Source organism: Magnetovibrio sp. PR-2 (assembly GCF_036689815.1).
Lineage (GTDB): Bacteria > Pseudomonadota > Alphaproteobacteria > Rhodospirillales > Magnetovibrionaceae > Magnetovibrio.
Genome location: NZ_JBAHUR010000005.1, coordinates 222,518 through 244,351, shown reverse-complemented (window position 1 = coordinate 244,351; position 21,834 = coordinate 222,518). Strand labels below are relative to the sequence as shown.

At 54.4% G+C, this 21,834-nt stretch carries 27 protein-coding genes; 9 read left to right on the top strand and 18 right to left on the bottom strand.

From position 1 onward, the window contains the following. Positions 1-30 precede the first annotated feature (30 nt). The 5 genes from fliR to flgB all read right to left on the bottom strand — a co-directional run bounded on the left by fliR (position 31) and on the right by flgB (position 2,368). Positions 31-789 (bottom strand): flagellar biosynthetic protein FliR, encoded by a 759-nt coding sequence (gene fliR, locus V5T82_RS07970; RefSeq protein WP_332895084.1) that lies wholly within the window; start codon positions 787-789, stop codon positions 31-33. Between the two features lie 23 nt (positions 790-812). Continuing rightward, on the bottom strand, positions 813-1,076 hold the full coding sequence (fliQ, locus tag V5T82_RS07965; RefSeq protein WP_332895083.1) for a flagellar biosynthesis protein FliQ: 264 nt from the start codon (positions 1,074-1,076) through the stop codon (positions 813-815). Between the two features lie 74 nt (positions 1,077-1,150). Continuing rightward, positions 1,151-1,483, bottom strand: a complete 333-nt coding sequence (fliE, locus tag V5T82_RS07960; RefSeq protein ID WP_332895082.1) for a flagellar hook-basal body complex protein FliE — start codon at positions 1,481-1,483, stop codon at positions 1,151-1,153. A gap of 36 nt (positions 1,484-1,519) precedes the next feature. After that, the gene (gene flgC / locus V5T82_RS07955; protein WP_332895081.1) at positions 1,520-1,930 is read right to left on the bottom strand and encodes a flagellar basal body rod protein FlgC; all 411 of its coding nucleotides are present in this window, start codon (positions 1,928-1,930) and stop codon (positions 1,520-1,522) included. 33 nt (positions 1,931-1,963) lie between these two features. Then, a complete protein-coding gene (gene flgB, locus V5T82_RS07950; protein WP_332895080.1) occupies positions 1,964-2,368 on the bottom strand; it encodes a flagellar basal body rod protein FlgB in 405 nt (134 codons plus the stop codon). Between the two features lie 260 nt (positions 2,369-2,628). Here flgB and V5T82_RS07945 point away from each other — a divergent pair, with 260 nt between their 5' ends. The 5 genes from V5T82_RS07945 to V5T82_RS07925 all read left to right on the top strand — a co-directional run bounded on the left by V5T82_RS07945 (position 2,629) and on the right by V5T82_RS07925 (position 5,260). Beyond that, on the top strand, positions 2,629-2,970 hold the full coding sequence (locus V5T82_RS07945; protein WP_332895079.1) for an EscU/YscU/HrcU family type III secretion system export apparatus switch protein: 342 nt from the start codon (positions 2,629-2,631) through the stop codon (positions 2,968-2,970). 13 nt (positions 2,971-2,983) lie between these two features. After that, complete coding sequence (locus V5T82_RS07940) at positions 2,984-3,304, top strand: hypothetical protein (protein ID WP_332895078.1); 321 nt, start codon at positions 2,984-2,986, stop codon at positions 3,302-3,304. A gap of 126 nt (positions 3,305-3,430) precedes the next feature. Then, a complete protein-coding gene (locus V5T82_RS07935; protein WP_332895077.1) occupies positions 3,431-3,760 on the top strand; it encodes a flagellar biosynthetic protein FliO in 330 nt (109 codons plus the stop codon). Between the two features lie 50 nt (positions 3,761-3,810). Then, complete coding sequence (gene fliP, locus V5T82_RS07930; RefSeq protein ID WP_442917434.1) at positions 3,811-4,554, top strand: flagellar type III secretion system pore protein FliP; 744 nt, start codon at positions 3,811-3,813, stop codon at positions 4,552-4,554. A 121-nt stretch (positions 4,555-4,675) separates the two neighbouring features. Then, positions 4,676-5,260, top strand: a complete 585-nt coding sequence (locus V5T82_RS07925) for an Hsp20/alpha crystallin family protein (RefSeq protein ID WP_332895075.1) — start codon at positions 4,676-4,678, stop codon at positions 5,258-5,260. Between the two features lie 51 nt (positions 5,261-5,311). Here the strand turns inward: V5T82_RS07925 and speE are convergent, their stop codons facing one another. From speE to V5T82_RS07870, 11 genes are all read right to left on the bottom strand, one after another. Continuing rightward, the gene (gene speE, locus V5T82_RS07920) at positions 5,312-6,157 is read right to left on the bottom strand and encodes a polyamine aminopropyltransferase (RefSeq protein ID WP_332895074.1); all 846 of its coding nucleotides are present in this window, start codon (positions 6,155-6,157) and stop codon (positions 5,312-5,314) included. Then, positions 6,154-6,624, bottom strand: coding sequence for an adenosylmethionine decarboxylase (speD, locus tag V5T82_RS07915; protein WP_332895073.1), 471 nt, complete (start codon positions 6,622-6,624; stop codon positions 6,154-6,156). Before speD ends, speE begins: the two co-directional genes overlap by 4 nt. Positions 6,625-6,753: 129 nt before the next feature. Further along, a complete protein-coding gene (locus V5T82_RS07910; RefSeq protein ID WP_332895072.1) occupies positions 6,754-10,191 on the bottom strand; it encodes a hypothetical protein in 3,438 nt (1,145 codons plus the stop codon). Further along, positions 10,191-10,910, bottom strand: coding sequence for a flagellar motor protein MotB (locus tag V5T82_RS07905; RefSeq protein ID WP_332895071.1), 720 nt, complete (start codon positions 10,908-10,910; stop codon positions 10,191-10,193). The genes V5T82_RS07910 and V5T82_RS07905 overlap by 1 nt, the downstream gene beginning before the upstream one ends. Positions 10,911-10,924: 14 nt before the next feature. Then, entirely contained in the window at positions 10,925-11,617 is a 693-nt protein-coding gene (locus V5T82_RS07900; RefSeq protein WP_332895070.1) for a hypothetical protein, read from the bottom strand. 80 nt (positions 11,618-11,697) lie between these two features. Further along, positions 11,698-12,390: a protein phosphatase CheZ gene (locus V5T82_RS07895; protein ID WP_332895069.1), complete on the bottom strand. Its 693-nt coding sequence runs from the start codon at positions 12,388-12,390 to the stop codon at positions 11,698-11,700. Positions 12,391-12,422: 32 nt separating this feature from the next. Beyond that, positions 12,423-12,815: a response regulator gene (locus V5T82_RS07890; RefSeq protein WP_332895068.1), complete on the bottom strand. Its 393-nt coding sequence runs from the start codon at positions 12,813-12,815 to the stop codon at positions 12,423-12,425. 298 nt (positions 12,816-13,113) lie between these two features. Continuing rightward, positions 13,114-13,968 carry a MotE family protein gene (locus V5T82_RS07885; protein ID WP_332895067.1) on the bottom strand — a complete coding sequence of 285 codons (855 nt, stop codon included), beginning with the start codon at positions 13,966-13,968 and terminating at the stop codon, positions 13,114-13,116. 22 nt (positions 13,969-13,990) lie between these two features. Next, positions 13,991-14,794 (bottom strand): DUF6468 domain-containing protein, encoded by an 804-nt coding sequence (locus tag V5T82_RS07880; protein WP_332895066.1) that lies wholly within the window; start codon positions 14,792-14,794, stop codon positions 13,991-13,993. A gap of 46 nt (positions 14,795-14,840) precedes the next feature. Continuing rightward, positions 14,841-16,031: a flagellar motor switch protein FliM gene (gene fliM / locus V5T82_RS07875; protein ID WP_332895065.1), complete on the bottom strand. Its 1,191-nt coding sequence runs from the start codon at positions 16,029-16,031 to the stop codon at positions 14,841-14,843. 23 nt (positions 16,032-16,054) lie between these two features. Then, positions 16,055-16,615: a flagellar basal body-associated FliL family protein gene (locus tag V5T82_RS07870; protein ID WP_332895064.1), complete on the bottom strand. Its 561-nt coding sequence runs from the start codon at positions 16,613-16,615 to the stop codon at positions 16,055-16,057. Between the two features lie 415 nt (positions 16,616-17,030). Here V5T82_RS07870 and flgF point away from each other — a divergent pair, with 415 nt between their 5' ends. The 4 genes from flgF (at position 17,031) to flgH (ending at position 20,484) form a co-directional block, all read left to right on the top strand. Beyond that, positions 17,031-17,849 (top strand): flagellar basal-body rod protein FlgF, encoded by an 819-nt coding sequence (flgF, locus tag V5T82_RS07865; RefSeq protein WP_332895063.1) that lies wholly within the window; start codon positions 17,031-17,033, stop codon positions 17,847-17,849. A 78-nt stretch (positions 17,850-17,927) separates the two neighbouring features. Next, on the top strand, positions 17,928-18,713 hold the full coding sequence (flgG, locus tag V5T82_RS07860; protein WP_332895062.1) for a flagellar basal-body rod protein FlgG: 786 nt from the start codon (positions 17,928-17,930) through the stop codon (positions 18,711-18,713). 11 nt (positions 18,714-18,724) lie between these two features. Beyond that, on the top strand, positions 18,725-19,705 hold the full coding sequence (gene flgA, locus V5T82_RS07855; RefSeq protein WP_332895061.1) for a flagellar basal body P-ring formation chaperone FlgA: 981 nt from the start codon (positions 18,725-18,727) through the stop codon (positions 19,703-19,705). Positions 19,706-19,722: 17 nt separating this feature from the next. Further along, a complete protein-coding gene (gene flgH / locus V5T82_RS07850; RefSeq protein WP_332895060.1) occupies positions 19,723-20,484 on the top strand; it encodes a flagellar basal body L-ring protein FlgH in 762 nt (253 codons plus the stop codon). Positions 20,485-20,765: 281 nt separating this feature from the next. Here flgH and dksA read toward each other — a convergent pair whose 3' ends face one another. Together dksA and V5T82_RS07840 are read right to left on the bottom strand one after the other, a co-directional pair. Next, positions 20,766-21,182 carry an RNA polymerase-binding protein DksA gene (gene dksA, locus V5T82_RS07845; protein ID WP_332895059.1) on the bottom strand — a complete coding sequence of 139 codons (417 nt, stop codon included), beginning with the start codon at positions 21,180-21,182 and terminating at the stop codon, positions 20,766-20,768. A gap of 179 nt (positions 21,183-21,361) precedes the next feature. Beyond that, positions 21,362-21,811: a flagellar assembly protein FliX gene (locus V5T82_RS07840; protein WP_332895058.1), complete on the bottom strand. Its 450-nt coding sequence runs from the start codon at positions 21,809-21,811 to the stop codon at positions 21,362-21,364. Positions 21,812-21,834 lie beyond the last annotated feature (23 nt).

The window sequence follows — 21,834 nt, the reverse complement described above, 5'->3', positions numbered from 1 at the left end:
GCTCCTATTATTCCTTTCCCCGCTTTGCGGCTATAGAGTGAAAGCGATAAGGCCGTCTTCGAAAAAGCGCATGAAGACCATCATCATAACGGACAAAGACAGGATCAAAATCCAGACCTGCAATGCGATTTGTATGGGCATGCCGAAGAAAAACACAGGCAGCTGCGGCATCAAACGCCCCATGATACCCAAGACGATATAATAGGCCAGTCCCGACACCACCAGGGGGGAAGCCATTTGCAATCCAATGCGAAAGCTGTCTGCGACGCGCTGGGCGACGTAGAAAGTCATATCCCCAATAATCGGCGCTTCGGTCGGATTGAACACGGCGTAACTGTCCACCACGGCAGCCAACATCAAATGGTGTGTGTTGGTGACGAAAATCAATGTCAAAGCCGTGGTCGATAAAAAAGTGGACAAAACAGAGCTTTGCGATTCCGAGATCGGGTCTTGGGCAAAGGCATTGGCCATGGACGCGACCATGGCCATGATGGTACCGGACGTGTGCACGGCACCCATAAAAATTCGAGGGATCAGACCGAAAAAAACGCCCACCAACAGCTCCGCGATGATGAGCAAAAACAAAATCGACACACTGGGCGGTTCGCCGGGCAAAAGCGGCAACAAAACCGGGGTCAGCACAAAACTGATCAGCAACGCAAAGGTCAGTCGCACGGTTGCCGGAACCTGCTGAGCCCCAAAGCCTGGCATCACGGACATGGCGCCACCGACGCGGCAAAACACCAGCAAGAACGCAAACAGGTTCAGGTTGATGATCTGAGAGAGCATCGCTTAGCGTTACCTTTCCGGCCCTAACCTTGGGATATTCGGTCAAACAGCGTCATGGAAAATTCAATGACCGCGGTCATCATGAACGGCAAAAACACGACGATGGCGACAAAAATGACGATAATCTTCGGCACAAATGTCAGGGTCATTTCCTGAATCGTCGTCAGCGCTTGGAACAAGGCAATGATCAAACCGATCATAAGACCAGCCATCATGATCGGCCCTGAGACCTTCAAAATGACCCACAGCGCCCCTTGCGCGATCTCTAGCACATCGACTTGTGTCATGGTTTTTCAAGGCCTCGTCCGGCTGAAACTTACTTTAATCACCGCACACCACAGGCCAAAACGGTCAGGCCCGATCAAATGGGCATGCGGAGAATCTCTTTGTAAGCTTCAACGACCTTGTCGCGAACCGCAACAACCGTTTGCAAAGTGACTTCAGCTTCGGCCACGGCCGTGACCACATCGGAGACGTTGGCTTCGCCCTGAATGCCTTTGATGGACATGGCTTCGCCTTGTTTTCCGATCTCGTTGGCACGATCCAGATACGTTGAGAGCAACCCCGAAAACTGGCTTTGATTGGGCCCGTCGGTGTTTTGGTTTGGGATTTCGCTGGTCGTAATCCCGGACTTTTGCGCCTGGCTGTACAGGTCGGCAGCCTTCGCAATATTTACGCTCGGATCGATAGGCATGGCTTATACTCCTGTAACTTCAAGACTTTCCGCGCTCTAGCGCAAAATACCGATGGTTTGTTGAAGCATCGTCTTCGACGATTTGATGACGTTCAAGTTCGCTTCGTAAGACCGCTGGGCTTCGCGCATGTCCATCATTTCCACTAAAGAAGAAACATTGGGCGCCAAGACATAGCCGTTTTCATCGGCTGCGGGGTGGGCCGGATCGTAACGGCGCTGGAAATCTGAACGGTCGCTTTGAATGCGATCGACACCGACGGTTTTCACGCCGATACTTTTGTCCAATTCGTTCTTAAACGTGACGACTTTGCGCCGATACGGCAGCTCGCCTGGCTGAGTTGGCAGCGAATCGGCGTTGGCGACGTTCTCTGAAACAACACGCAAACGCGTGCCTTGAGCCTTCATGCCCGAGGCGGAAATACGCAGCGTTCTAAGAAGTTCGTCCATAACGTCTACCTGTCTAACTTGACCCGTTTAACCTTAACGTTGTTTGCCCAACGCAATTTTGATCATGCCGATATGCTTGCGATAAAGCTCATTGGCGAGGGAATATTTCATCTGTGTCTCACCGATTTTGCCCATCTGCTCTTCCAGCACCACGGCGTTGCCGTCCGGTGAGGTTTCGTAAGGCGCGCGTTCAGATTCGGGTTTAAAAGCCGTGCTGCCGCCCAGTCCCGCAACAGCCGTTCCGGACATCCTGTTCATCATTTCGCGCTTGTGCTGGTCACGCATCACTTCGCGGAAATTGACGGGTTTTAGATCTTGCGGTTTGTAGTCCGGCGTATCGGCATTGGCGACGTTCTGCGCCAAGACTTCCTGGCGTTTGTTCAGCCAATTCATCTGGCCTTTGACCATTCCGAACAGTGTCAGTTTATTGAGATCCATAACTCCGCCTTAAAGCGTAATGCGATGAAAGTACTCGGTAAATGGTGTTTCCAGGCGGGCTGGGGCCCTTTGGCACCCTGCCGTCAGCAAGATAACTGGCAACACCTTGTAGCCTTGAGTCTCTCCCAGACCTTTTAAGATTCAATGAATCACACCGTGCCCACACGCATGACGATTCTTTTGTGCCTGATTCAGAGGATATTAAGCGCCCTCTGTCAGGCTTGCCTCCTTAAGACTTAGGCTCACAAAAGGCGCTCCATATGGTCGATAACGACAAAAAGACCGTGATTTCAAAGACATCGGACGATTCCATCTCCGGTGACGAGGTCGCTGTCGCGTTGAACTATGCACCGGGCGTTGACCAAGCCCCCCGCGTGGTTGCCAAGGGACAAGGCTGGCTGGCGCGTCAAATTGTTGAGATCGCAGAGGCCAACGGCATTGAAATTCGCCAAGACTCGGACTTGGCGCTGTTGCTGGCCCAAGTCGATGTGGACAGTGAAATCCCGCTGGAGGCCTTCACCGTGGTCGCAGAAATGCTGTCCTACATTTATGAAAAGAACAAAGAATGGCCCGATGGCTTAGGCCCGCAGAAGAAACGATGAACGAGGTGCGCCCATGAGCGAAGCTGCAGAAGAGTTGATCCGCGAAGAGTTGGAAAAAGCCGCGAGCTTAATCACCGGCGCGCGTCAGTTGATGGCGGAAGGACGCCATGTCGAGCTCAGCGCCATGGAAGAGCGAATCCGTGCCGTCACCGAAGCCATCACCACCGCGCCCGAAGCCATTGCTTCAAACTATAAAGATCACTTAGTGGCCCTGTCGGCTGCGTTGGACGCCTTGGAAACGGATCTTGAAACCCATCAAAAAGCCCGTGAGGACGGGCTCAATGCCATTCGCCACCGCGAAGCGAAGGATGCCTACGGCCCGCCCAAAAAGTAACGAATCGGCTCCCATGTGCGAAGTCGCAAACTTCGGACGTATGGCTGCGGAAAAAAGCCTTGGTTTTCCAGGCATTAACGGGGGTTGTGTTCCCCCCTCCTTTAAGAACGTCTATTGTCGGTACCCATGGATTACGGAAGTTACTTCAAATTTATTTTTGCACTTATGTTTGTGCTGGGGCTTATCGGTGTACTCACCGTGCTCGTGCGCAAATATGGCTTCGGGGTCGCGTCCTCAGAAATCCGCAAAGGGCAGGACCGCCGTTTGGGCTTGGTCGAAGTTCTACCCATTGACGCCAAACGGCGGGCGGTTTTGATCCGCCGCGATGATGTCGAACATCTGATTGTTATGGGCCCGGAAAGCGAAACCGTGGTGGAAACCAACATCCCCGCAAGACCGAGCTTTGCCAAAATGGTCGACGATGTGACCACACCCAGCGAAGGGAGGGGCACATGAAGGCCTTTGCCCTGACCAAAAAAATCATTGGTCCAGTGATTAAACCCGCGATGAAGTTGACACTCTTCACGTTGGCCGTCGCCGCATTTTTCGCCATCACGCCCCTTGATGCATTGGCGCAGTCCTTAACCCTGGACATGGGCCCGGACGCGGGGGCGTCGAGCACCGGACGCATCATTCAGTTGGTGCTGTTGCTCACCATCTTGTCGTTGGCGCCGTCGATTTTGATCATGATGACGTCGTTCACACGCATCATTGTGGTGTTGTCGTTCCTGCGCACGGCCTTGGGCACCCAACAAACGCCACCGAACCAAGTCATGGTCTCGCTGGCCTTGTTTCTCACCATGTTCATCATGATGCCAACCTTCGAACAGGTGTACGACGATGCCGTCGCGCCCTTGATGGATGGCGTGATCGAAGAACAAGTTGCGTTTGAACGCGCCATTGTCCCGTTCGAAAACTTTATGATGTCCTATGTGCGCGAACAGGACTTGGCTTTATTCGTCGACATGGCGCAGTTGAGCGATGAGCAGGTCGCGGAAAACATGCCGATCCGGGTCTTGATCCCGGCGTTCATGATTTCGGAATTACGCCGTGCCTTTGAAATCGGCTTCTTATTGTTTGTGCCGTTTTTGATCGTGGATATGGTCGTCGCGTCTGTGTTGATGTCCATGGGTATGATGATGTTGCCACCGATCATGATCGCGTTGCCGTTCAAGATCATCTTCTTCGTCCTGGTGGACGGGTGGTACATGATCGCCGGGTCTTTGGTGCGCAGTTACGGCGGATTGTAGCCGTTAAAAATCAGCTTAGAATGTGGTAGAATAGTCTTTGAAAGCACAGGGAAGCGCCCTGTGTTGGGTGATGGTGCGCCGAGCCACCATCCCGGTTTTCTCATGAAAAGAGGAGGCTGCCATGTCGGTCAAAGTTAAGAAAACCAAAGACGCTTCACCGCCTGAAACACCCGAAGGCAAAACGCCTGCGGCCTCGGAACGTCTGATGCAGCATCCGTTGCTGACCCTGCGCGAAGAAGTCGATCATTTGTTCGACAACTTCTTTTCCGGGTTCGCCTTAGGCCCGTTCAGCCATGGACGCGACAAAACACACGCTCCGGCGTTTCGGCGTTTTGAAAATGCGTTTGCCGGTCTCAGCACCCCGTTCGAAGGCTTGACCATGAAAGCCGACGTTCGTGAAGCCGAGGGCGAATATCGCGTCGAAGCCGAAATTCCCGGCTTGGACGAAAAAGACATCGAGGTCACCGCACAAGATGGCCTGCTCACCATCTCGGGCCACAAGAAAGAAGAAACCAAAACGGATGAGGACGACTACCACTTGACCGAACGGCACTACGGTTCGGTTGAACGGAGCTTCCCCATCCCCGAAGGTGTCGAATTGGGCAAAGCCACGGCAAAATATAAAAATGGTGTCGTGACGGTCACCATGCCGAAAAAGGTTTTGAACAAACCCAAATCGAAAAAAATCCCCATCAGTGCTGATTGAGCCCAATGCGTGAGCAAGAACAACAAAGCCCGGAGTATTCCGGGCTTTGATTTAGCGACACAGGTCTTTGATAAACTGCGGCAGCGCAAACGCAGCTTTGTGGATCTCGGGGGTATAATATTTCATGAGGATCCCCGCGTCTTCGAAGCGTTGTTGCAACACAGACAATTCAATGTCTTTCAATGAAGCATCGTCCGTGCCCCAGCCCAGGGTCATAAAGCCCCCCACGTAGGTCGGCACGACAGCGGTATAAAATCCATTGTCCGCAAATGACTTGCCCATGCGCTGATAGGTATTGGTCACTTCGTCACCTTGGAAAAAGGGAACGCCGTTTTGCGTCACCAAAACACCACCCGATTGCAAACAGCGGTGGCAGTCGGCGTAGAAGGTTTCAGTGAACAGAACTTCACCCGGGCCGATGGGGTCGGTGGAATCGACAATAATCACGTCGAAGCGCTTGTCACTCTCGGCCACGAACTTGACCCCGTCCGTGATCACCAAATCCGTACGGGGATCCTCAAACGCGCCGTTTGAAATGCCGGGGAAATATTGCGTGCACAAGTCCACCACAGTGCGGTCCAGTTCGACCATGGTCACGCGCTCAACCGTTTTATGGCGCAGGACTTCGCGCAAAATGCCGCCGTCGCCACCGCCAATGATCAAAACATCCGTCACGCCACCCTTGGCGAAGATCGGCACATGGGTGAGCATTTCGTGATAGACGAATTCATCTTTGCTGGTGACTTGGACAATATTGTCCAACGCCATCACACGGCCAAACGTCGGCGTTTCGAAGATCACCAAATCTTGGTGTTCGGTTTTTTCGTGGAACAAGACATTCGTGACGTCAAAACCTTGCGCATAGCCGTCATGCAGGGCTTCTTCGAAGCGTTTCACTTGATCACACCGCGCTTGTGTTTAGACACGTCCATATCTTCGGGCTGAAAGGCCATTTTGATGGCGGGCAAGGCATCCAACGGATTGCAGTCACCGCACATAAAGATGTCGATCGCCGCGTAGTCTTTTTCCGGCCACGTGTGGATGGAAATATGGCTTTCGGCCAACACCACCACACCGGATACACCGGAATACGGGGAAAAATGGTGGAAGTGGCTGTGCAGGATCGTCGCCCCGGCGGCCAAGGCACCAGCGTTCAGCGCCTCTTCGATAATCTCAGGGTTATCGAGGTTGCTGGCACCCCAAAGTTCGACCAAAACGTGGTTGCCCGCAAAGCGGACGCCGTTTTCTTCGATAAAGTAGTCTTTGGTGTTGTCCACCACAGGATAGAGCGACTGGGAATCGGTTTGCTTTTCAGCAACCTCCTCCAGGTTCATATCCAATTTAGCAAGTGCGGAGTTATCCATCAACGCTCCCCAAATTAGAGTGACCCGAAAGGGCAAGGGCCGCTAAATACGCCAATGCGCAGAGCGGATCAAGTTAAATTATCCAAAAAAGTGTCCCAGGCAAAGCGCATAGCTTGCGCTGAAAACCACTCAATAAAGTGAACTGAGTTGGCCATCAGCGACACGTTCCAGGTAGATCTCCATAAAGCCCTGAAAATCCGTAACTTTTTCGACGATGGGTTCGAGCTCGCGAAAATCGACGAGCCCCGTTTCAGGTGGCTCGGCGATCAGACGAAACGGATCTGCGTATTGGGTTTGGGACATGGCAAAGCTGTATTGCGCCTGGACCCGCGAAATTGCCACCTCATTGCCTTCTAACGTATACGCGATGGCCATAGCCAGCACCACGGACGCCTGCATGTCATCTAAGGGTTTGCGGGCTTTGATTTCCATCAACCGGGTCAGCTTCGCCAAAGATTTTGCCGCGTGTTTCCAATCCCCTTGCTCCCAGTAAATGCTGGTCCGGATCAATTCCGCGTCGCGGCTGACTTCGTTTTGAATCAGCTCCAACGCCGTTTCCATTTCCCCCATGCCCACATGCGCCTGGGCGCGCAACAAGACGCGCTGCGCCGTCAGTTCGTCGGATTGTTGGTCGGTTTGCGTTTGGTCCAGCACCTGGATGGCTTTGGAAAATTTGCGGTCAAACAGTTGGATCAAAGCTAAACGCGCGCCGACGCGGGATTTTAACGCGCCCTTGATGCGAAATTCGATTTGTTCTTCCAACAAAGCGGCCGCACGGTCAAGCAGGTCCACCTCAACCAACCGGTCCGCCAGATTGCGGATCATTTCATCCCCCAACTCGCCAGGCGGGGTGAGCTCGCGGAACTCGTCATAAAGGGCTATGGCGGTCACGGGTGGCAGGATGTCTGCGCCACCTTCTAAGTAAAGCTCATTAAACGTGTCGCTCATCATCTTGGTAACTTGGTTAGTTTCTTCGTGATCCGGGAAGTACGTTGCGGCTTGGCGCAAGGTGCGCAATCCTTCACGAAAATCCTGTTGTTCCAAGTAGAGCGTGCCTAAACGGCGCAGGACTTTAAACTCAAAATCATCACCCCGCCACACGAAGCGCAGCTTTTCATACTCTTCGATGGCGTCTTCAGGTGTGTAGTGGTTCAACTTCAACAACAATTCGGTCCTGGCGACGGCGGCGCGTGCACGGGCCGGGCGATTGCGACCTTCCATCACACCTTCCCATACGCCGACGGCTTTTTCGTCTTCGCCGCTGACTTCATCGACTTTGCCTTGGACGAAGTTGATTTGATCGGCTTGAATTTGTGAGGGATCATCAACCCGCAAGACTTCCAGGTATTGGTTGGCCTGCTTCACATCTCCCAGCTCAACCGCGGCTTCGGCCACCAACGTCGCCATGGGCATTTTAATGGCTTTGGGATAAGGCTGTGTAATCGCGCCAAATTTGCGCAGCTCCAACGCGGAGCGGTCCAGACCGCCTTCCCCGGCAATCACGGCCGCACGCCAAAATTCGGCTTCGTCATTGCCGTCTAGTTTCGGGTTATAGAGAACGTCACGCGCGTCTTCCATGCGCCCCATCAACCAGCTGGCCGCACCATAGACCAATAAAAACTCGGGATCGTTGCCATACGCGGGGTCTGTGCGCACCATTTCGTTCAAGATGCCGATGGTTTCCGCTTCAAATCCATTTGAAAACAAGAAAAACATCAATTCGCGTTGGGCTTGTTTTTTGATGCGTTTATTCACCGCAAAGGCAATTTCGCGCTGCAAATCCTGTTTGGTTTGTGTGAAATTCTGAAGATCGGGGCGCTTCCATTTTTCCAAGTTCAAAACACGGGTGAGTTCACGAAACTGGCTCATGCCTGTGCTGGTGGCCATTTGCTGTTGCAGCTCTACATTCGCTTTGGCCTCTGCACTGACGGCTGAAATCATCAAATCGCCTTTGCTGGTGACTTCAACGCCTTGGCGCAAGGGGCGAATACGCAGATCATCCGTTTTGGGTTTGATCACAACACCTTGTTTCGAAGGCAACATCTGCAATTGCGGATAGCTCCAGGCCCGGCTCATACCATGGCCGAGCGGAATAACAGGGACAGCAATTAAATTATCGCCAACTTCCGGGTCGCGAAAGGCGATGACATTACCGGGTTCCGGCACAGCTACAAACAGACGCGCTCCCAGCGGAGAGTCCGGTTGAGCGTCCGCTTGCAACGGAGAGGTCGGCACTAAAGGTTGAGGCAAAAACTCCAACAGCCACGCAAGCCCCGCGCGCTTCACGCTGGGATTGACCCCTTCTTGGGTGCGCAAACGCAAAACAGCGCCGGTTCTCGACGGGACTTGTTCGACTTGTGTGATCAAACCTTGGCCGTCGCGCAACAAGGCGCCTGTATCCACGTTGGCACGCTTGTCGAACACGACCCACAAATCGCCGCCACGGCGAAACACCGCCGCGCCGACGGGTTCATCCCAGTTGAACTTCAGCGCAACCCCCACATCCCCAACCTTAGAGGCTTCGGCGCGAGTGTCGACAGCGGCTTCTTCTTCAATAGCCGTCTGTTCGCTGGTGGTCAGGGGTTGCGCAACTGGCTTTTCGGGTTGCAAAGCCAAGGGCGCAGTCTGCGTATTCGAAGAGGCGCTTGAGGCCTCGCCTGCACTAGTTTCTTGGGCCACTTCAACCGGAGCGACAGGTGCTTTTTTCGGCGCGGGCGGTTGATCCGCACCAACGGGCGCAGGTTCAGGTTTCGGCTCAACTGTTGGGGCAGGTTTCGGCTCTGCTACGGCTTGGCTCAAAGGCGGTGCTGCAGCTTGTGTCCCAGGGCCGTAAACATCCACGACCACCTTCGCGCCGCTGTTGAACGCTTTTAGCTGAGACGTGGCGTCAACGTTCAAGGCTACCGTTAAATTACCGCCGTCTACCGACACGCTGGCACCTTGGATGTTTTTGACACGCCCCGTCGCCAACCGTGACACGTTGCTTTTCCCGGGCTTAGAAAATTGGATGGACGCCTTGTCGCCATCACGCACAACTTTGAACCCCGTGCTGGTCGGCCAGTCGAAAACCACGCGGGTGTAGTCCGCATGCACACCCGTGCGGATGGGCACGTCGGTGCCGGACCCGCCCGAAGTGGGGCCCGCAGGTTTCGTCGCGGCGGTCTGCTGAGGACGTTCTTCTAGCTGTGTGGGGGGCTGGGCCGCATCCCCCAGTCCGACCACATCCACCACAACGGAAGAGCCGCTGTCATAGCTGCGCACAGAAAAGTCGCCTTTGATGCGGAACGCAACAGAGTTGGGACTGGGCGGTGTCCCCACGCCGGCCACCCACCTGTTCAACGCGCGCGGCACACCGCCTAGGTTCGCTTCGATGGGGCGCGAAAACAGCACCACAAGCTGATCGCCTTGCTTTTGCGCTTGATGACCCACCGGAGAAGACCAACGAAAGGTGATGCGGGCATATCCGTCTTGCACACTGGTACGCACGCGCACTTGATCGGCCAGAGCACCTGTCGACGCTAAGCCAATGAAAAACGCAACCAAAACCAGGAGAAGGCGTTTGACCATCAATCCTCCCCACCCACGGTCGGGAAGATGATCACGTCCACGCGCCGCCCCAACTTGTCGCGCTCTTCCTGGGTCAACTGGGGAAGCTGTTCATAGCGGCTATCGGCATAACCATAGGCCAAAATCTCATCGGTATAGCCCGAACGGCGAAGGGCATTGGCAACTGCGGCGGCGCGGGCCAAGGACAGCTCCCAATTGCTCGCAAAGGCACTGCCGCTCCCAGGTGGAACCGGGTCCGTGTGACCGTTCACACCGATTTGGTTGTCAACATTGCGCAACATGGAGCCCAAAGTGTGCAAAGCCCCCAACGCTTCTTCGGGCATGTCCGCTTTGCCCGCTTGGAACAACAGATCACCCGGCAAAGCCACAACCAGTCTGTCGTCGAGCTGCATAATGCGTGAGCTTTTGAGAAGCTCGTCCTCTGCAATGCCTTTGCTCAGCACGCCTGAGAGATAGTCCAGGTTGTCGGCTTGGCGGCGAAAAACTTTGGGGATGTTGAATTCCGCTGTTTGAGCAGCCACCGCTTTGAGCTTGCCGGGGTTCAATGTCTGGGTCAGGGTGTCGGTCATGGCGTCCCAGTCGTCCATCTGCAACGACGACATGGAAAACAACAAGACAAAAAACGTCAGCATCAACGAAACCAGATCTGCAAACGTCACCATCCAAGCCGAACCCGGCTTGGCTGGTTTCTTCAGATCCTCCATTTCGTCGTGCACCATCGGCCCCATAGCCCCTAACGTTCGTCTTGCGTGAAGTTCAATTTCGATTTTTCAACATCACGGGTGTAGAAATAGATCGCAACGTCACCCTCACGCCCGGGACGCACGCCCACGGCAATGCTGTCGGGGGGGATACCGCGCGAATTCATTTCATTGGCAAACGCCCCAGCACGCTTAATCGCCAATGTTTCCGTTGTCGGCAATGTCTTGCCGTCCGCAGACGGGGCTGTGCCGATCACGAATTCCATATCAAACCGTTGACCGGCGGGACGATTAGACAGCGCTGCAACGGTCCGGTCCAAAAGCGGATACATCGCCGAACGGATGCGCGCCTCGCCCTGAAAGAACAGGCTGTCGGATTTTAACATCAATCGCATTTGGCGGCCGGGCTGCAACGTATCAACTTTGGATATGCCCAATTCCGTAGCAAAAATACCGGTGATTTGTTGCTGAAACTCTTGTCCCGCCAAAACGCCTTCTTCGGCGGAACGGTTCAGTGTCATCAAGTTTGCAGACGGCGGCACGATTGAGGTGAAGGTGCTCGACAGGCTGTCCATGACCTTTTTGGAGCGGTTTTCTTCGATGGTGGAAATGGTCACTAGCAAAATGAAGAAGGCCAAAATCACCAGATACAGGCCCAAAAACAAGGCAACCGTGTTGGGGCCTTCTTCGGGTAATCTCTGAATTTCGTCATCAAAAGTTTGCATAGCAGCCAAGCCGGTCGTGAAACGTGCATGAAGCGCAGGCGAATCGCCAGATATTATACGCTCATTTTCAACGCTACAGCCTAATCAAAGCTTGCTAACAGATCGTCAATTTCGGCCTGACTTTTGCCTTTTTCACCCAGTTGAGGGCCTTCCAACAGGTCCTCATCCGACACTGGCTGGGGTTCGACGGATTTTTCATCCGCTTTTTTGGGTTTTGCCGGGGGTTTTGGCAAGCCGCCGCCCAAGGTGTCCACCATCACGTCGATGCGTTCTTCAACGCTTTTGAGCGCCCCCACAACCTTACCTATGCGCTGACCGGTGATGTCTTGGAACGAGCAAGCCTCATATATGCGGGTGGTAGCGTCCATCAATTTGGCCGATACCTCTGGGGAAACGTCGCCCATCACCCCTTCGATAACGTCGCAGCTGTCCATGATGGTGTTGGTGGCGTCCGCCGTCGCTTCAATCACGGCATCGAGCTGATCGGAAGCCGTGACGAACTGATCGTCCCCATCCTCATGGGGACGCAGATCCGAAATCTCTTGCTTGGCCGCATCGATGATACCCGCTAAGCGCTCCAATTCAGCGTAGACACCTTTGAAGGTGGCTTGAAACTCAACGGATTTGGATTTTTTCTTAGTTTTGGAAGGTTTCTTAGGCGCAGCCGCACGCTTTGCGGTTTTAGCCTTCGCTTTCGTGACGGATTTAGCTTTGCTTTTGGCTTTCGCCTTTTTCTTTGACTTGTCCGTACCCTTAGCTTTGCTAGCCGCCATGGAGCGTTCCTTAAACGGTGACCCAATCGCCCCTAGAAATCACCAAGCACACTGACCATTTTCGACTTCAAGGTGTCAGCGTTGAAAGGCTTAACAATGTAGTTGGACACGCCGGCTTCTTTTGCCGCGATCACGTTTTCAGACTTGGATTCAGCGGTCACCATGATGAACGGGATGTGTTTGAGGCCATCGTCTGCGCGGACGTGGCGCAGCAGCTCAATCCCTGTCATGGGCTCCATGTTCCAGTCCGAAATGACCAGGCCATAGTTGCCATTATTTTCTTTCAACTGGGAAAGCGCTTCGGTGCCGTCGGTGGCTTCGTCAACGTTTTCAAACCCGAGCTGGCGAAGCAAGTTACGGATGATCCTGAGCATGGTTTTATAATCGTCCACAATCAGAACATTCATATTCATATCGACAGCCATCTGAATACTCCATTTCCAGGCCGACCAAGGCCTTCATTTCTTCCCACGCAACTGTCAGTTTGCGCAGTTAAATTCATCTGTTTTGTGAAAGACCCCACTTTTAAGTACCCGGTCCCCACATCGGTGCACTTTCGCACCACCCTATTTTATGCCCTGTAAATCATTTTGGAAGTGGCTATTTGGTATTTATCCCAAAGATTCAGCAGGATTATTCGCTTTATTGCACTACTTAGGTAAAGGAGTCGCTAAGAGTTCGCAACCTTTTTAAAGAGATAGCCCTTACGCCGCACGCCAAAAATTAGCCGTCTTCGATCTCTGGACGCGGAATTTTGCGCAAAGCATTGAGCTCGATGGTCACGTCACGCGCACGCTGAGGGTTCATTTTGGCCATGATTGGCGCCAAAGAACGTTCCTTCATGCGTTCGGCGACCTGCAGCAAAACCTCCATTTCTAGTTCTTCAAAAATCCGCGCGGCATCCTTGGGCTTCATATTTTCATAGATCTTCACCAAGCTCAGCAACTTCGCGTCCTGCTGTTCGTCATAGGTCACGATCAGGCTTTCGATGGTCGCCTGTAAAGCTTTGAAATCTTCGATTTTTCCTTCAATCCGCGCCTCAGCGGCCGCAAGCAGAGCTTCGCGGGTTTTCAGCTCTTTGGCACGGGAGTCGATCTCGACCCGGCGCTCGGCCAGTTTTTGCAACAGATCGATTTCAGATTGGGTCAAAAGCGTGGGATCGTCCGCCAACATGCGCGCAGCGACGGCCGCCTGATCTTCTTCAGGCATGGAGATGGGCGCGTCCGTATCCACCCCTTCCAGATCGGGTGTCATGCCGGGAATCTCTTCATCCGCCATCGGCAGTCCCGCATCGGTGGGCTCTTGCCCCGCCGTTTGGGCTTGCAGTTCAGCCACGGTCACGGTGCCGTTCAAAATCGTGTCCACACCTTCCCAGATGTCGCCGATACGCACGGTTAGCGTCAGGGTGGAAAAAAAGATCACCATAGGCAACAGCCTGATTTTCACGACAATGCGGCGCAAAAGGCTGGGTTGAGGCTCTTTTTGATCGTAATCGAAGTCGATTTCGTCATTGATATTACCGGCACCACTGGAGGCAGGAGAGCCGGGAGCGGGAGGAACGGAAGCAGGAAATGTCATATCAGCGATCTTCTCTCACCAATTATTTGACTGAACTCAGAGCTTTAAGCAGTTCACGCGCCGCATCGGATTCACCAATGCTGCCATCGCGCGAGCGGTTCAAATGCTCATCTAAAAGTCGGTCTTCAGGGCTCAAGCCCCCTAAGCCGCCACCCATCTCAGATTGCGCGCCCTCATTAGCGCGCGGCAACGGTGCAGGTTTGGGCTCGGGATGACCGACGGAACGCCGATTGGGATCTTTCGGCGTCGATTGAGCCAGCGCACGCAAGGCCCCTTCTGGGGCACGTTGAGCGGTACGCGGGCTCGGTTGTGGTGCCGGGGCAAACATATTACCCCTGTTACGGTCTTGTGAATGGTCTTGGGAACGGCCCTCGGGACGCCCCTGGGGGCGCCCCTGGGGGCGATCTTGATCGGCAGCTTCCGCCAACGGCTTGGCCGCTCGGATTGCTTCTTCGATCAACAGATCCTCGACTTCGTCACTTTGCCTATGTTGACGCCTCGGCATTGAAACCTTCTCGTTTCTTTTGGAAACAGTGTCGACCATCGAATCGGCCGCTTTCCCGCCACGCTGAACCAGATATTCCAAGTCGTCACGCAAGGCATGCGCTTTTTCGACCTCGGACTGAAGAGAATCGCTGGAAATTTTGAGGTTTTTAATGCCGGTTTCGGCTTTGGCGGTGGCATCGGCAAAGGTTTTCGCCAGCGCTTGCAGTTCTTTTTTATCGCCACGCAGCTGGGACAGGCGTTGATTCAAGCGCGCAGCATAGGTGATGGTCAGCACCAAAAGTACAACGATGACACTATCGAGTATGAGCCCTATTTGCACATTAACCTCAGAGCGTTCTCACGCTTTTCCTATTGCCTTCAACCCACTAATCGGCTTTTGGTTTTTCGTACCGACCATCGATGCGAATGGCGATCTGATCACCTTTGCGCCCCATGCGGCCAAGATACATGGGAATATCGCCACATAATAACATAACTTGCGAGTCCGGCGTCGCTCCTAAATCCATGTGTGAGCCTTTTTGCATGCTGAACACATCGCCCAAACGCATGGTTTGCGTATCCAGCACGGCTTCCAGCTCGACCTCCGTCATCCACAGTTCTTCGGCCAAGTGAGTTTCCCAAATGCTATCACGGCCGAATTTTTCACCCATGAACATCTGCAGCAACAGTTCGCGAACCGGTTCCAACGTTGCGTAGGGCAACAACAGTTCCATCTGCCCGCCGCGGTCTTCCATGTCAATGCGCAGGCGCGCCACGATGGCCGCGTTCGACGGGCGCGAAATGGTGGCGAAGCGCGGGTTGGTTTCCAAACGGTCAAAGCGGAACGTCACCGGGGACAGCGGTTCAAACGCACCCGACAAATCGGACAGCACCACATGCACCATGCGTTCAACCAACGAGCGTTCAATGGTGGTGTAAGGACGCCCTTCAATACGCATGGCAGCGGTGCCGCGGCGACCACCCAACAAAACGTCCACGATGGAATAGATCAGGGACGAGTCCACCGTCAAAAGACCATAGTTGTCCCATTCTTCCGCTTTAAACACCGACAACATGGCCGGCAGCGGAATGGAGTTCAGGTAATCGCCAAAACGAATAGAGGTGATGTTGTCGAGCGAGACCTCGACGTTGTCCGACGTAAAGTTACGAAGCGAGGTGGACATCAGGCGCACCAAGCGGTCAAACACAACCTCCAACATGGGCAGGCGTTCATAGGACACCAGCGCGGAGTTGAGGATTGCTTGGATACCGGACTTCTGATCGCCATCTTCGAGTTCATCATCAAAACCCAATAAGCTATCGATTTCGTCCTGGTTCAGGACACGGGTGGATTCACGCGCCCCCCCGCTATCACCGCCGCCTCCACCGGAATCCCCGGTATCGAGCATCGCCGCCCACTCGGCCGCAAGATCATCACCGCCGTCATCCGCGCCGCCATCAGCACCACCACCGCCGCCGTCGTCGGCACCACCGCCGTCGTCATCGCCACCGCCCATGGCGGCTTCCCAGGCCGCAGCCATGGCGTCTTGATCGACATCTTCTCCAGGCGCTGTCATGTGCTCGTGTCCAACCTCAGGCTCTACTGAACCAACATTTCCTTAAACAGCACGTCATTGACCACGGCAGGCGCCACGGCCACATTCACGCGCTTTAACAACTCTTCGCGCAGCCTGTACATCCCTGCGGACCCTTTCAAATCTTCAATGCGCAGCTCGCGCAGATAGATTTGGAAGTTATCGACGATGCGCGGCATCATCTCTTCGATCTTGACGATGTCTTGATCGTTTTGCAGTTCCAGGCTGACGCGGATCTTCAAATAGACCGCCTTGCGCCCGCCGGTATTGATGTTCACCAACATTTCCTGCAAATCGAAAAACACCGCATCACCGGAAATGATTTGCGTATCTTCAACTTCTTCAACCGCTGCGGCGTCTTCACCGCCGGCCAGCATGTCAATCACAGGCTGCAACAGGCCTGTAAAGTAGGCGGCGGCTGCACCACCCAAAATCAGGACCAGAACGGCGGCAACGACGATCAAAAGGCGTTTCTTACCGGCACCGCCTTCACCGTCTTCATCGTCGTCGAAGTCACCTTCGTCAACGCCTTCTTCCAGATCCTCGTCCAGCTCTTCGTCGGCCATGCCGTCTCCGTCTGCTTTTCATGCTCAATTGCCGCTCATCACCCCCCAAGGGGCTAACCGCGACGCCAAGCAACATAACTCAGCTGATCACAATAAAGCGCGGATGGTTAACAAGGGGTTGACTAACCCAAGAAAACCAAGGGGTTTCGCCACTCCACCCGCCGCACCTTGTTGACCTCAAATTTCACTTTTTGTTGCGAATCCAGCGCCCTGATCGCCGCACGGCTGGCCTGGGCAATCCCCCCCAGACACCCCAAAGGCTGACAAATCAACTTCACTTGAGGGCTGCGGCGCAATCTCTCGGCAAGTTCTGCCCGGCAGGCCATGCCGCAGCCCGATTTTTTCCCATCTCGGGGCACCTCTCAAACCACATTAACATATTGATTTGCATATATTTTATACATTGGCACGGTCTATGCAATCCTTTGGTCAATCGCCGCACAAAAAAACGCGGCACAAACGGAAACGATCAAAACCGAAGGTTAGACAGATGGAAAATACAGGCTATATCGCGCTATCTCGTCAAGGGACGTTGCGTCGGGAAATGAGCACCATCGCCAACAATCTCGCGAATATGAACACCACCGCCTACAAAGGCGAACGCATGATGTTTGTTGAGCACCTGACCCGGTCCAAGTCTGCCGACTTTATCGCCGACCAGAAACTGGCCTTCACCCGCGACGTCGCGTCTTATCGCAACATCAACGACGGTCCCATTGAACAAACCGGCAATCCGTTGGATGTCGCGATCCACGGCAAAGGGTATTTTGTCACCCAAGGTCCGGATGGCGATCCGCAATACACCCGCAACGGCAACTTCCGCATGGACAACACCGGACAACTGGTGACCCAAGCCGGTCTTCCGGTTTTGACGCAGGCCGGCGCGCCTGTGTTCTTTGCTCCGGAAGACACCAATATCGTCATCACGGGCGACGGCACAATTTCCACCCAAAACGGCCAACTGGGCAAACTGCAAGTCGTCGAGTTCGATAATGAAATGCAGCTCAAGCGCGCCGCCAACGGCATGTACACCACCGATCAAGCCGCCATCGCCATGGACCGCCCCGAAGTGGCTCAATATGCCTTGGAGCGCTCCAACGTCGAAGGCGTGATGGAAATGACGCGCATGATCGAAATCAGCCGCAAATACAAAAGCATTCAAAACATGCTGACCAAGGAAGACGAACGCATTCGTAAGGCCATCGGAGAATTGGCCAAAATTTCTCAAAGCTAATCCGGTGTAGAGACCGCAAAAAAATAACAGGTCTCCACCAGAAACAAGATAAACGCCAAAGAGCGAAAGGACGGAACAATGAGATCTCTCAGCATCGGCGCAACGGGTATGTTGGCCCAACAACGCAACGTCGAAGTCATTTCGAACAACTTAGCCAACATGAACACCACCGGCTTCATGCGCCGCCGGACCGAATTTCACGATCTGTTGTATCAAAACTTGCGTCGCGTGGGTTCAACGTCTTCGGACGCCGGCGACATTGTTCCTTCTGGTGTGCAGCTGGGCTTAGGTGTGAAACTCGCCGCTGTTTACCGGATCCACGAACAAGGCAACTTGAACCCCACCGACAACGCATTTGACTTGGCTATTCAGGGCCGTGGATTTTTCCAAATCCAAATGCCCAACGGTGAAACCGCTTACACCCGTGACGGCACGTTCCAGCTGAACGCCGACGGCCAGTTGGTGACCCACGATGGTTACGCCATCCTGCCCAACATTACGGTCCCGTCCAACGCCGTTGACGTTTCCATCAACACGTCCGGCGAAGTCCTGGTCAAATTGGACGGCCAAGTGAGCTATTCCAACGTTGGTCAGCTCAACACCGCCATCTTCCCCAACGATGCAGGCTTGGAATCCATTGGGTCTAACCTGTATCTGGAAACGCCCGCATCGGGCAACGCTGCGACGGCTGCACCGGGTTCCACCGGGTACGGCACCATTTTGCAAGGCTTCTTAGAAACCTCAAACGTCAATGCGGTGGAAGAAATTTCCAACCTGATTTCAGCACAGCGTGCCTATGAAATGAACTCCAAAGTCATTCAGACTTCGGACGACATGATGGGCACCCTGACGTCACTGAGGTAATGGAGGGTGTCATGAAACTCATCACCATCCTACTCGCTCTCGGTTTGTTGTTGGCAGCCCCCATGGGTCAAGCCAACGCCAAGGACGCAAAAGGCGCCCCCGCACCCGAGATCGACTTTATCACGCTCAACAACCACATCGTTATCCAAGACGGCGTCATCCGCTTGGGCGATGTGTTCCAAAACGCAGGCAAATACGCAGAACGCGTGGTCGCCTATGCCCCACGCCCGGGCACACGTTCCGTGTTCGATGCGCGCTGGCTGCGCCGGGTTGCAAAAGCCTTCAAAATGGATTGGCGCCCGGGCTCTGCCGCTGAGCGCATCGTCGTTGAGCGCGAAAGCCAAATCGTCAACAAATCCGAAGTCGAAGAAATACTTTACGAACGCCTGATTGCCGAAGGCGCAGACCCCAACGCCCGGGTCCAGCTTTCCAACCGTTCGTTCCGTCTGGACCTTCCTGTGGGTGAAGAATACCTGCTGGGCATCGAGCAGATGAACTACGACATGTCCAACTCGCGCTTCAGCGCCATCTTAATCTGGGGCACGGGCAAAGACGAACGCCGACGGGTTTCAGGCCGTATGGAACGCATGAGCGAGGTTCCGGTCTTGTCATCACGCTTGATGAAAGGCGACATCATTTCCAAACACGATTTGGATTGGGTCTCCATGCCGCAGTCACGCTTGGCGCGCAATGCCGTCACAGATAGCAGCCGCATCGTTGGCATGGCCGCCAAACGCGCCATTGCCCCCGGCAAACCGATTTCGTCCAGTGACATCCGCCGTCCTTTGGCGGTGACCAAAGGCGATCTCGTGACGATGGTTTTGTCCACCCCCGCAATGCGCTTAACCGTCCAAGGCAAAGCGCTGCAATCGGGATCTAAGGGTGACACCATTCGCATCACCAACACGCAAACCCGCACCGTCGTTGAAGCGACCGTCACAGGCGCAGGCGAAGCCCGCGTCGAGGCCCCGCTCAGCGTTGCGTTGCGCTAAGGAAAGGGAGAGAGACCATGAAACGGACCATCTCCACATTTAAAGCTCTCACTTTGGCGACGGCTTTAACGGCGACACTCAGCGCCTGCAACACGGTATCGCGGATCTCCCAAGTCGGCGACGGACCTGAGTTGACCGAAATCACCAACCCACAAGCCATGCCGAACTACCGCCCGGTGAGCATGCCCATGCCCGCCCCGCAACGTCCGGCTGACAACGCCAACTCATTGTGGAGCCCCGGCGCAAAGGCGTTTTTCAAAGATCACCGCGCCAAAGAAGTGGGCGATATCGTCACCGTCAACTTGTCGCTGAACGACAGTGCGTCTTTGAGCAACAAAACGGAACGCGACCGCACGGACCGCGAAGATGCGGACATCACGTCCTTGCTGGGCTATCCGCAAAAATTCGCCAAGAACAACTTGCCCCAGGGCTTTGATCGCACCGATGCCGCCAACTTCGGCAATACGCACAAAACCGCAGGCGACGGCAGCATTGACCGTTCTGAAACGGTCAGCCTGACGTTTGCCGCTGTGGTCACCCAGATCCTGCCCAACGGCGCCTTGGTGATCTTGGGCCGTCAAGAGGTCATGGTGAACGCGGAAATGCGCGAGTTGGAAGTCAGCGGTGTGGTCCGCCCGTCCGACATCGCCGCAGACAATAGCGTTCAACACACCAAAATTGCTGAGATGCGCGTGGCCTATGGTGGCCGCGGAACCCTCAGCGATCTCCAGCAACCGCGCTGGGGCATGCAACTCTTCGACATCTTATTCCCGTTCTGAGTTGTATGGATCGTTTCCCGTTTGGTCAGGGTGGGCCGTCCCCGCCCTGCCAACAAAACTCAAAAGCCGGAGCGTCTCGCTCCGGCTTCTTTTTTTGTCTTATTTTGCCCCTCAAACGCCGGGCGGTCGCCTGCGGCTCCCTTGGCTTGCACGCACTCGCGTGGCGGCCACTTGGCCTTGCCTCGGGCTGCGCCCTTCGGAGTTCTTGTTCCTTAGTGAGATTCAGATACAAAAAAGGCCGGAGATTTCTCTCCGGCCTTTTGTTGTTCAGTTCACCGCTTTTAGTCGTCGCGGTGGGTTTTTTCCATACGTTCATGACGCTCTTGGGCATCGATGGATAGCGTCGCTATGGGGCGGGCTTCCAGACGAGGGATCGTAATGGGCTCGTGCGTGTCTTCGCAATAGCCATAAGATCCGTCAGTGATGCGTTCCAAAGCTTCATCAATTTTGGCGATCAGCTTGCGCGCGCGATCCCGGGTGCGCAACTCCAACGCACGGTCCGTTTCGATGGACGCGCGATCAGCAATATCGGGCTCCATCACACCGCCTTCTTGGAGGTGTTCAAGCGTTTCGTTGGATTCCTTCAAAAGCTCGTTCTTCCAGTCCAACAATTTTTGACGGAAGTACTCGAGCATCATCGGATTCATAAACTCCTCTTTGGGAGAGGGTTTATAATCGGGAGGAAGTGTAACGTTCATGTTCGACCTATGTCCCCCTAGGTTTGGTATTTCGCGCGGAATATATGAAAGCCCACGGGTTGAGGCAAGAGGCGTTTCACTTCAACTGTGGAAAAATCGCGTTTTGAGGGGTAAAGACACCCTGTTATCGCTCAAATCCGGCAAAATCTGAGATGTTTGTCGGAAAAGGAACAGAAAAATTAGAGGCCGCGGGTGTATTTGGCGATCTCGACCTCCGCGCGGAGCTCGATTTCATCCAAAATTTCGTTCAAACGCGGATCTTGTATCTTGGCTCGCCCCTCGCGGATGCGTTTGGCGAGTTGCATGAGGTCTTCTTTCGCAATGCCCCCCCGCAACAGAGCATCTTGGATTCGAGCCAGACGGTCGAGCAAATCCGAAGCATAGTTTTGCGCCTGCTTGCGGTTGTTCTCTTCCGTCGAATCGCCAACTTCCTGCATGGCCAACAAAGCGTCGACACCTTCTAGAGCGCTGGTGCCCACGACGCCTTCGGCCGGCGCAGCGCCATCCGCGCCACCCGCTGAGCGCAGTTGGTCGGCAAAAGCACTGCTACCGGCACCCGAAGCGCTTTTTTTGCGCTTGGTCCCGCCAACACCCTTGGATCCGCTAACGTTGCCGATTTTCATCGCCATGAGAGTTTGCACCTTTCGGCAGA

Excerpts from the sequence above, each read along its gene's own strand:
- flgG (WP_332895062.1), top strand. The coding sequence starts at position 17,928 with ATGAGATCTCTCAGCATCGGCGCAACGGGTATGTTGGCCCAACAACGC.
- V5T82_RS07900 (WP_332895070.1), bottom strand. The coding sequence starts at position 11,617 with ATGCAAACTTTTGATGACGAAATTCAGAGATTACCCGAAGAAGGCCCC.
- fliE (WP_332895082.1), bottom strand. The coding sequence starts at position 1,483 with ATGCCTATCGATCCGAGCGTAAATATTGCGAAGGCTGCCGACCTGTAC.
- speD (WP_332895073.1), bottom strand. The coding sequence starts at position 6,624 with ATGGATAACTCCGCACTTGCTAAATTGGATATGAACCTGGAGGAGGTT.
- V5T82_RS07890 (WP_332895068.1), bottom strand. The coding sequence starts at position 12,815 with ATGGCTGTCGATATGAATATGAATGTTCTGATTGTGGACGATTATAAA.
- V5T82_RS07935 (WP_332895077.1), top strand. The coding sequence starts at position 3,431 with ATGGATTACGGAAGTTACTTCAAATTTATTTTTGCACTTATGTTTGTG.
- dksA (WP_332895059.1), bottom strand. The coding sequence starts at position 21,182 with ATGAACGTTACACTTCCTCCCGATTATAAACCCTCTCCCAAAGAGGAG.
- flgB (WP_332895080.1), bottom strand. The coding sequence starts at position 2,368 with ATGGATCTCAATAAACTGACACTGTTCGGAATGGTCAAAGGCCAGATG.
- V5T82_RS07895 (WP_332895069.1), bottom strand. The coding sequence starts at position 12,390 with ATGGCGGCTAGCAAAGCTAAGGGTACGGACAAGTCAAAGAAAAAGGCG.
- V5T82_RS07905 (WP_332895071.1), bottom strand. The coding sequence starts at position 10,910 with ATGGTGCACGACGAAATGGAGGATCTGAAGAAACCAGCCAAGCCGGGT.
- fliQ (WP_332895083.1), bottom strand. The coding sequence starts at position 1,076 with ATGACACAAGTCGATGTGCTAGAGATCGCGCAAGGGGCGCTGTGGGTC.
- fliM (WP_332895065.1), bottom strand. The coding sequence starts at position 16,031 with ATGACAGCGCCTGGAGAAGATGTCGATCAAGACGCCATGGCTGCGGCC.
- V5T82_RS07910 (WP_332895072.1), bottom strand. The coding sequence starts at position 10,191 with ATGGTCAAACGCCTTCTCCTGGTTTTGGTTGCGTTTTTCATTGGCTTA.
- V5T82_RS07840 (WP_332895058.1), bottom strand. The coding sequence starts at position 21,811 with ATGGCGATGAAAATCGGCAACGTTAGCGGATCCAAGGGTGTTGGCGGG.
- V5T82_RS07925 (WP_332895075.1), top strand. The coding sequence starts at position 4,676 with ATGTCGGTCAAAGTTAAGAAAACCAAAGACGCTTCACCGCCTGAAACA.
- flgH (WP_332895060.1), top strand. The coding sequence starts at position 19,723 with ATGAAACGGACCATCTCCACATTTAAAGCTCTCACTTTGGCGACGGCT.
- flgC (WP_332895081.1), bottom strand. The coding sequence starts at position 1,930 with ATGGACGAACTTCTTAGAACGCTGCGTATTTCCGCCTCGGGCATGAAG.
- V5T82_RS07885 (WP_332895067.1), bottom strand. The coding sequence starts at position 13,968 with ATGACATTTCCTGCTTCCGTTCCTCCCGCTCCCGGCTCTCCTGCCTCC.
- V5T82_RS07940 (WP_332895078.1), top strand. The coding sequence starts at position 2,984 with ATGAGCGAAGCTGCAGAAGAGTTGATCCGCGAAGAGTTGGAAAAAGCC.
- fliP (WP_442917434.1), top strand. The coding sequence starts at position 3,811 with ATGAAGTTGACACTCTTCACGTTGGCCGTCGCCGCATTTTTCGCCATC.
- flgA (WP_332895061.1), top strand. The coding sequence starts at position 18,725 with ATGAAACTCATCACCATCCTACTCGCTCTCGGTTTGTTGTTGGCAGCC.
- V5T82_RS07870 (WP_332895064.1), bottom strand. The coding sequence starts at position 16,615 with ATGGCCGACGAAGAGCTGGACGAGGATCTGGAAGAAGGCGTTGACGAA.
- fliR (WP_332895084.1), bottom strand. The coding sequence starts at position 789 with ATGCTCTCTCAGATCATCAACCTGAACCTGTTTGCGTTCTTGCTGGTG.
- V5T82_RS07945 (WP_332895079.1), top strand. The coding sequence starts at position 2,629 with ATGGTCGATAACGACAAAAAGACCGTGATTTCAAAGACATCGGACGAT.
- flgF (WP_332895063.1), top strand. The coding sequence starts at position 17,031 with ATGCAATCCTTTGGTCAATCGCCGCACAAAAAAACGCGGCACAAACGG.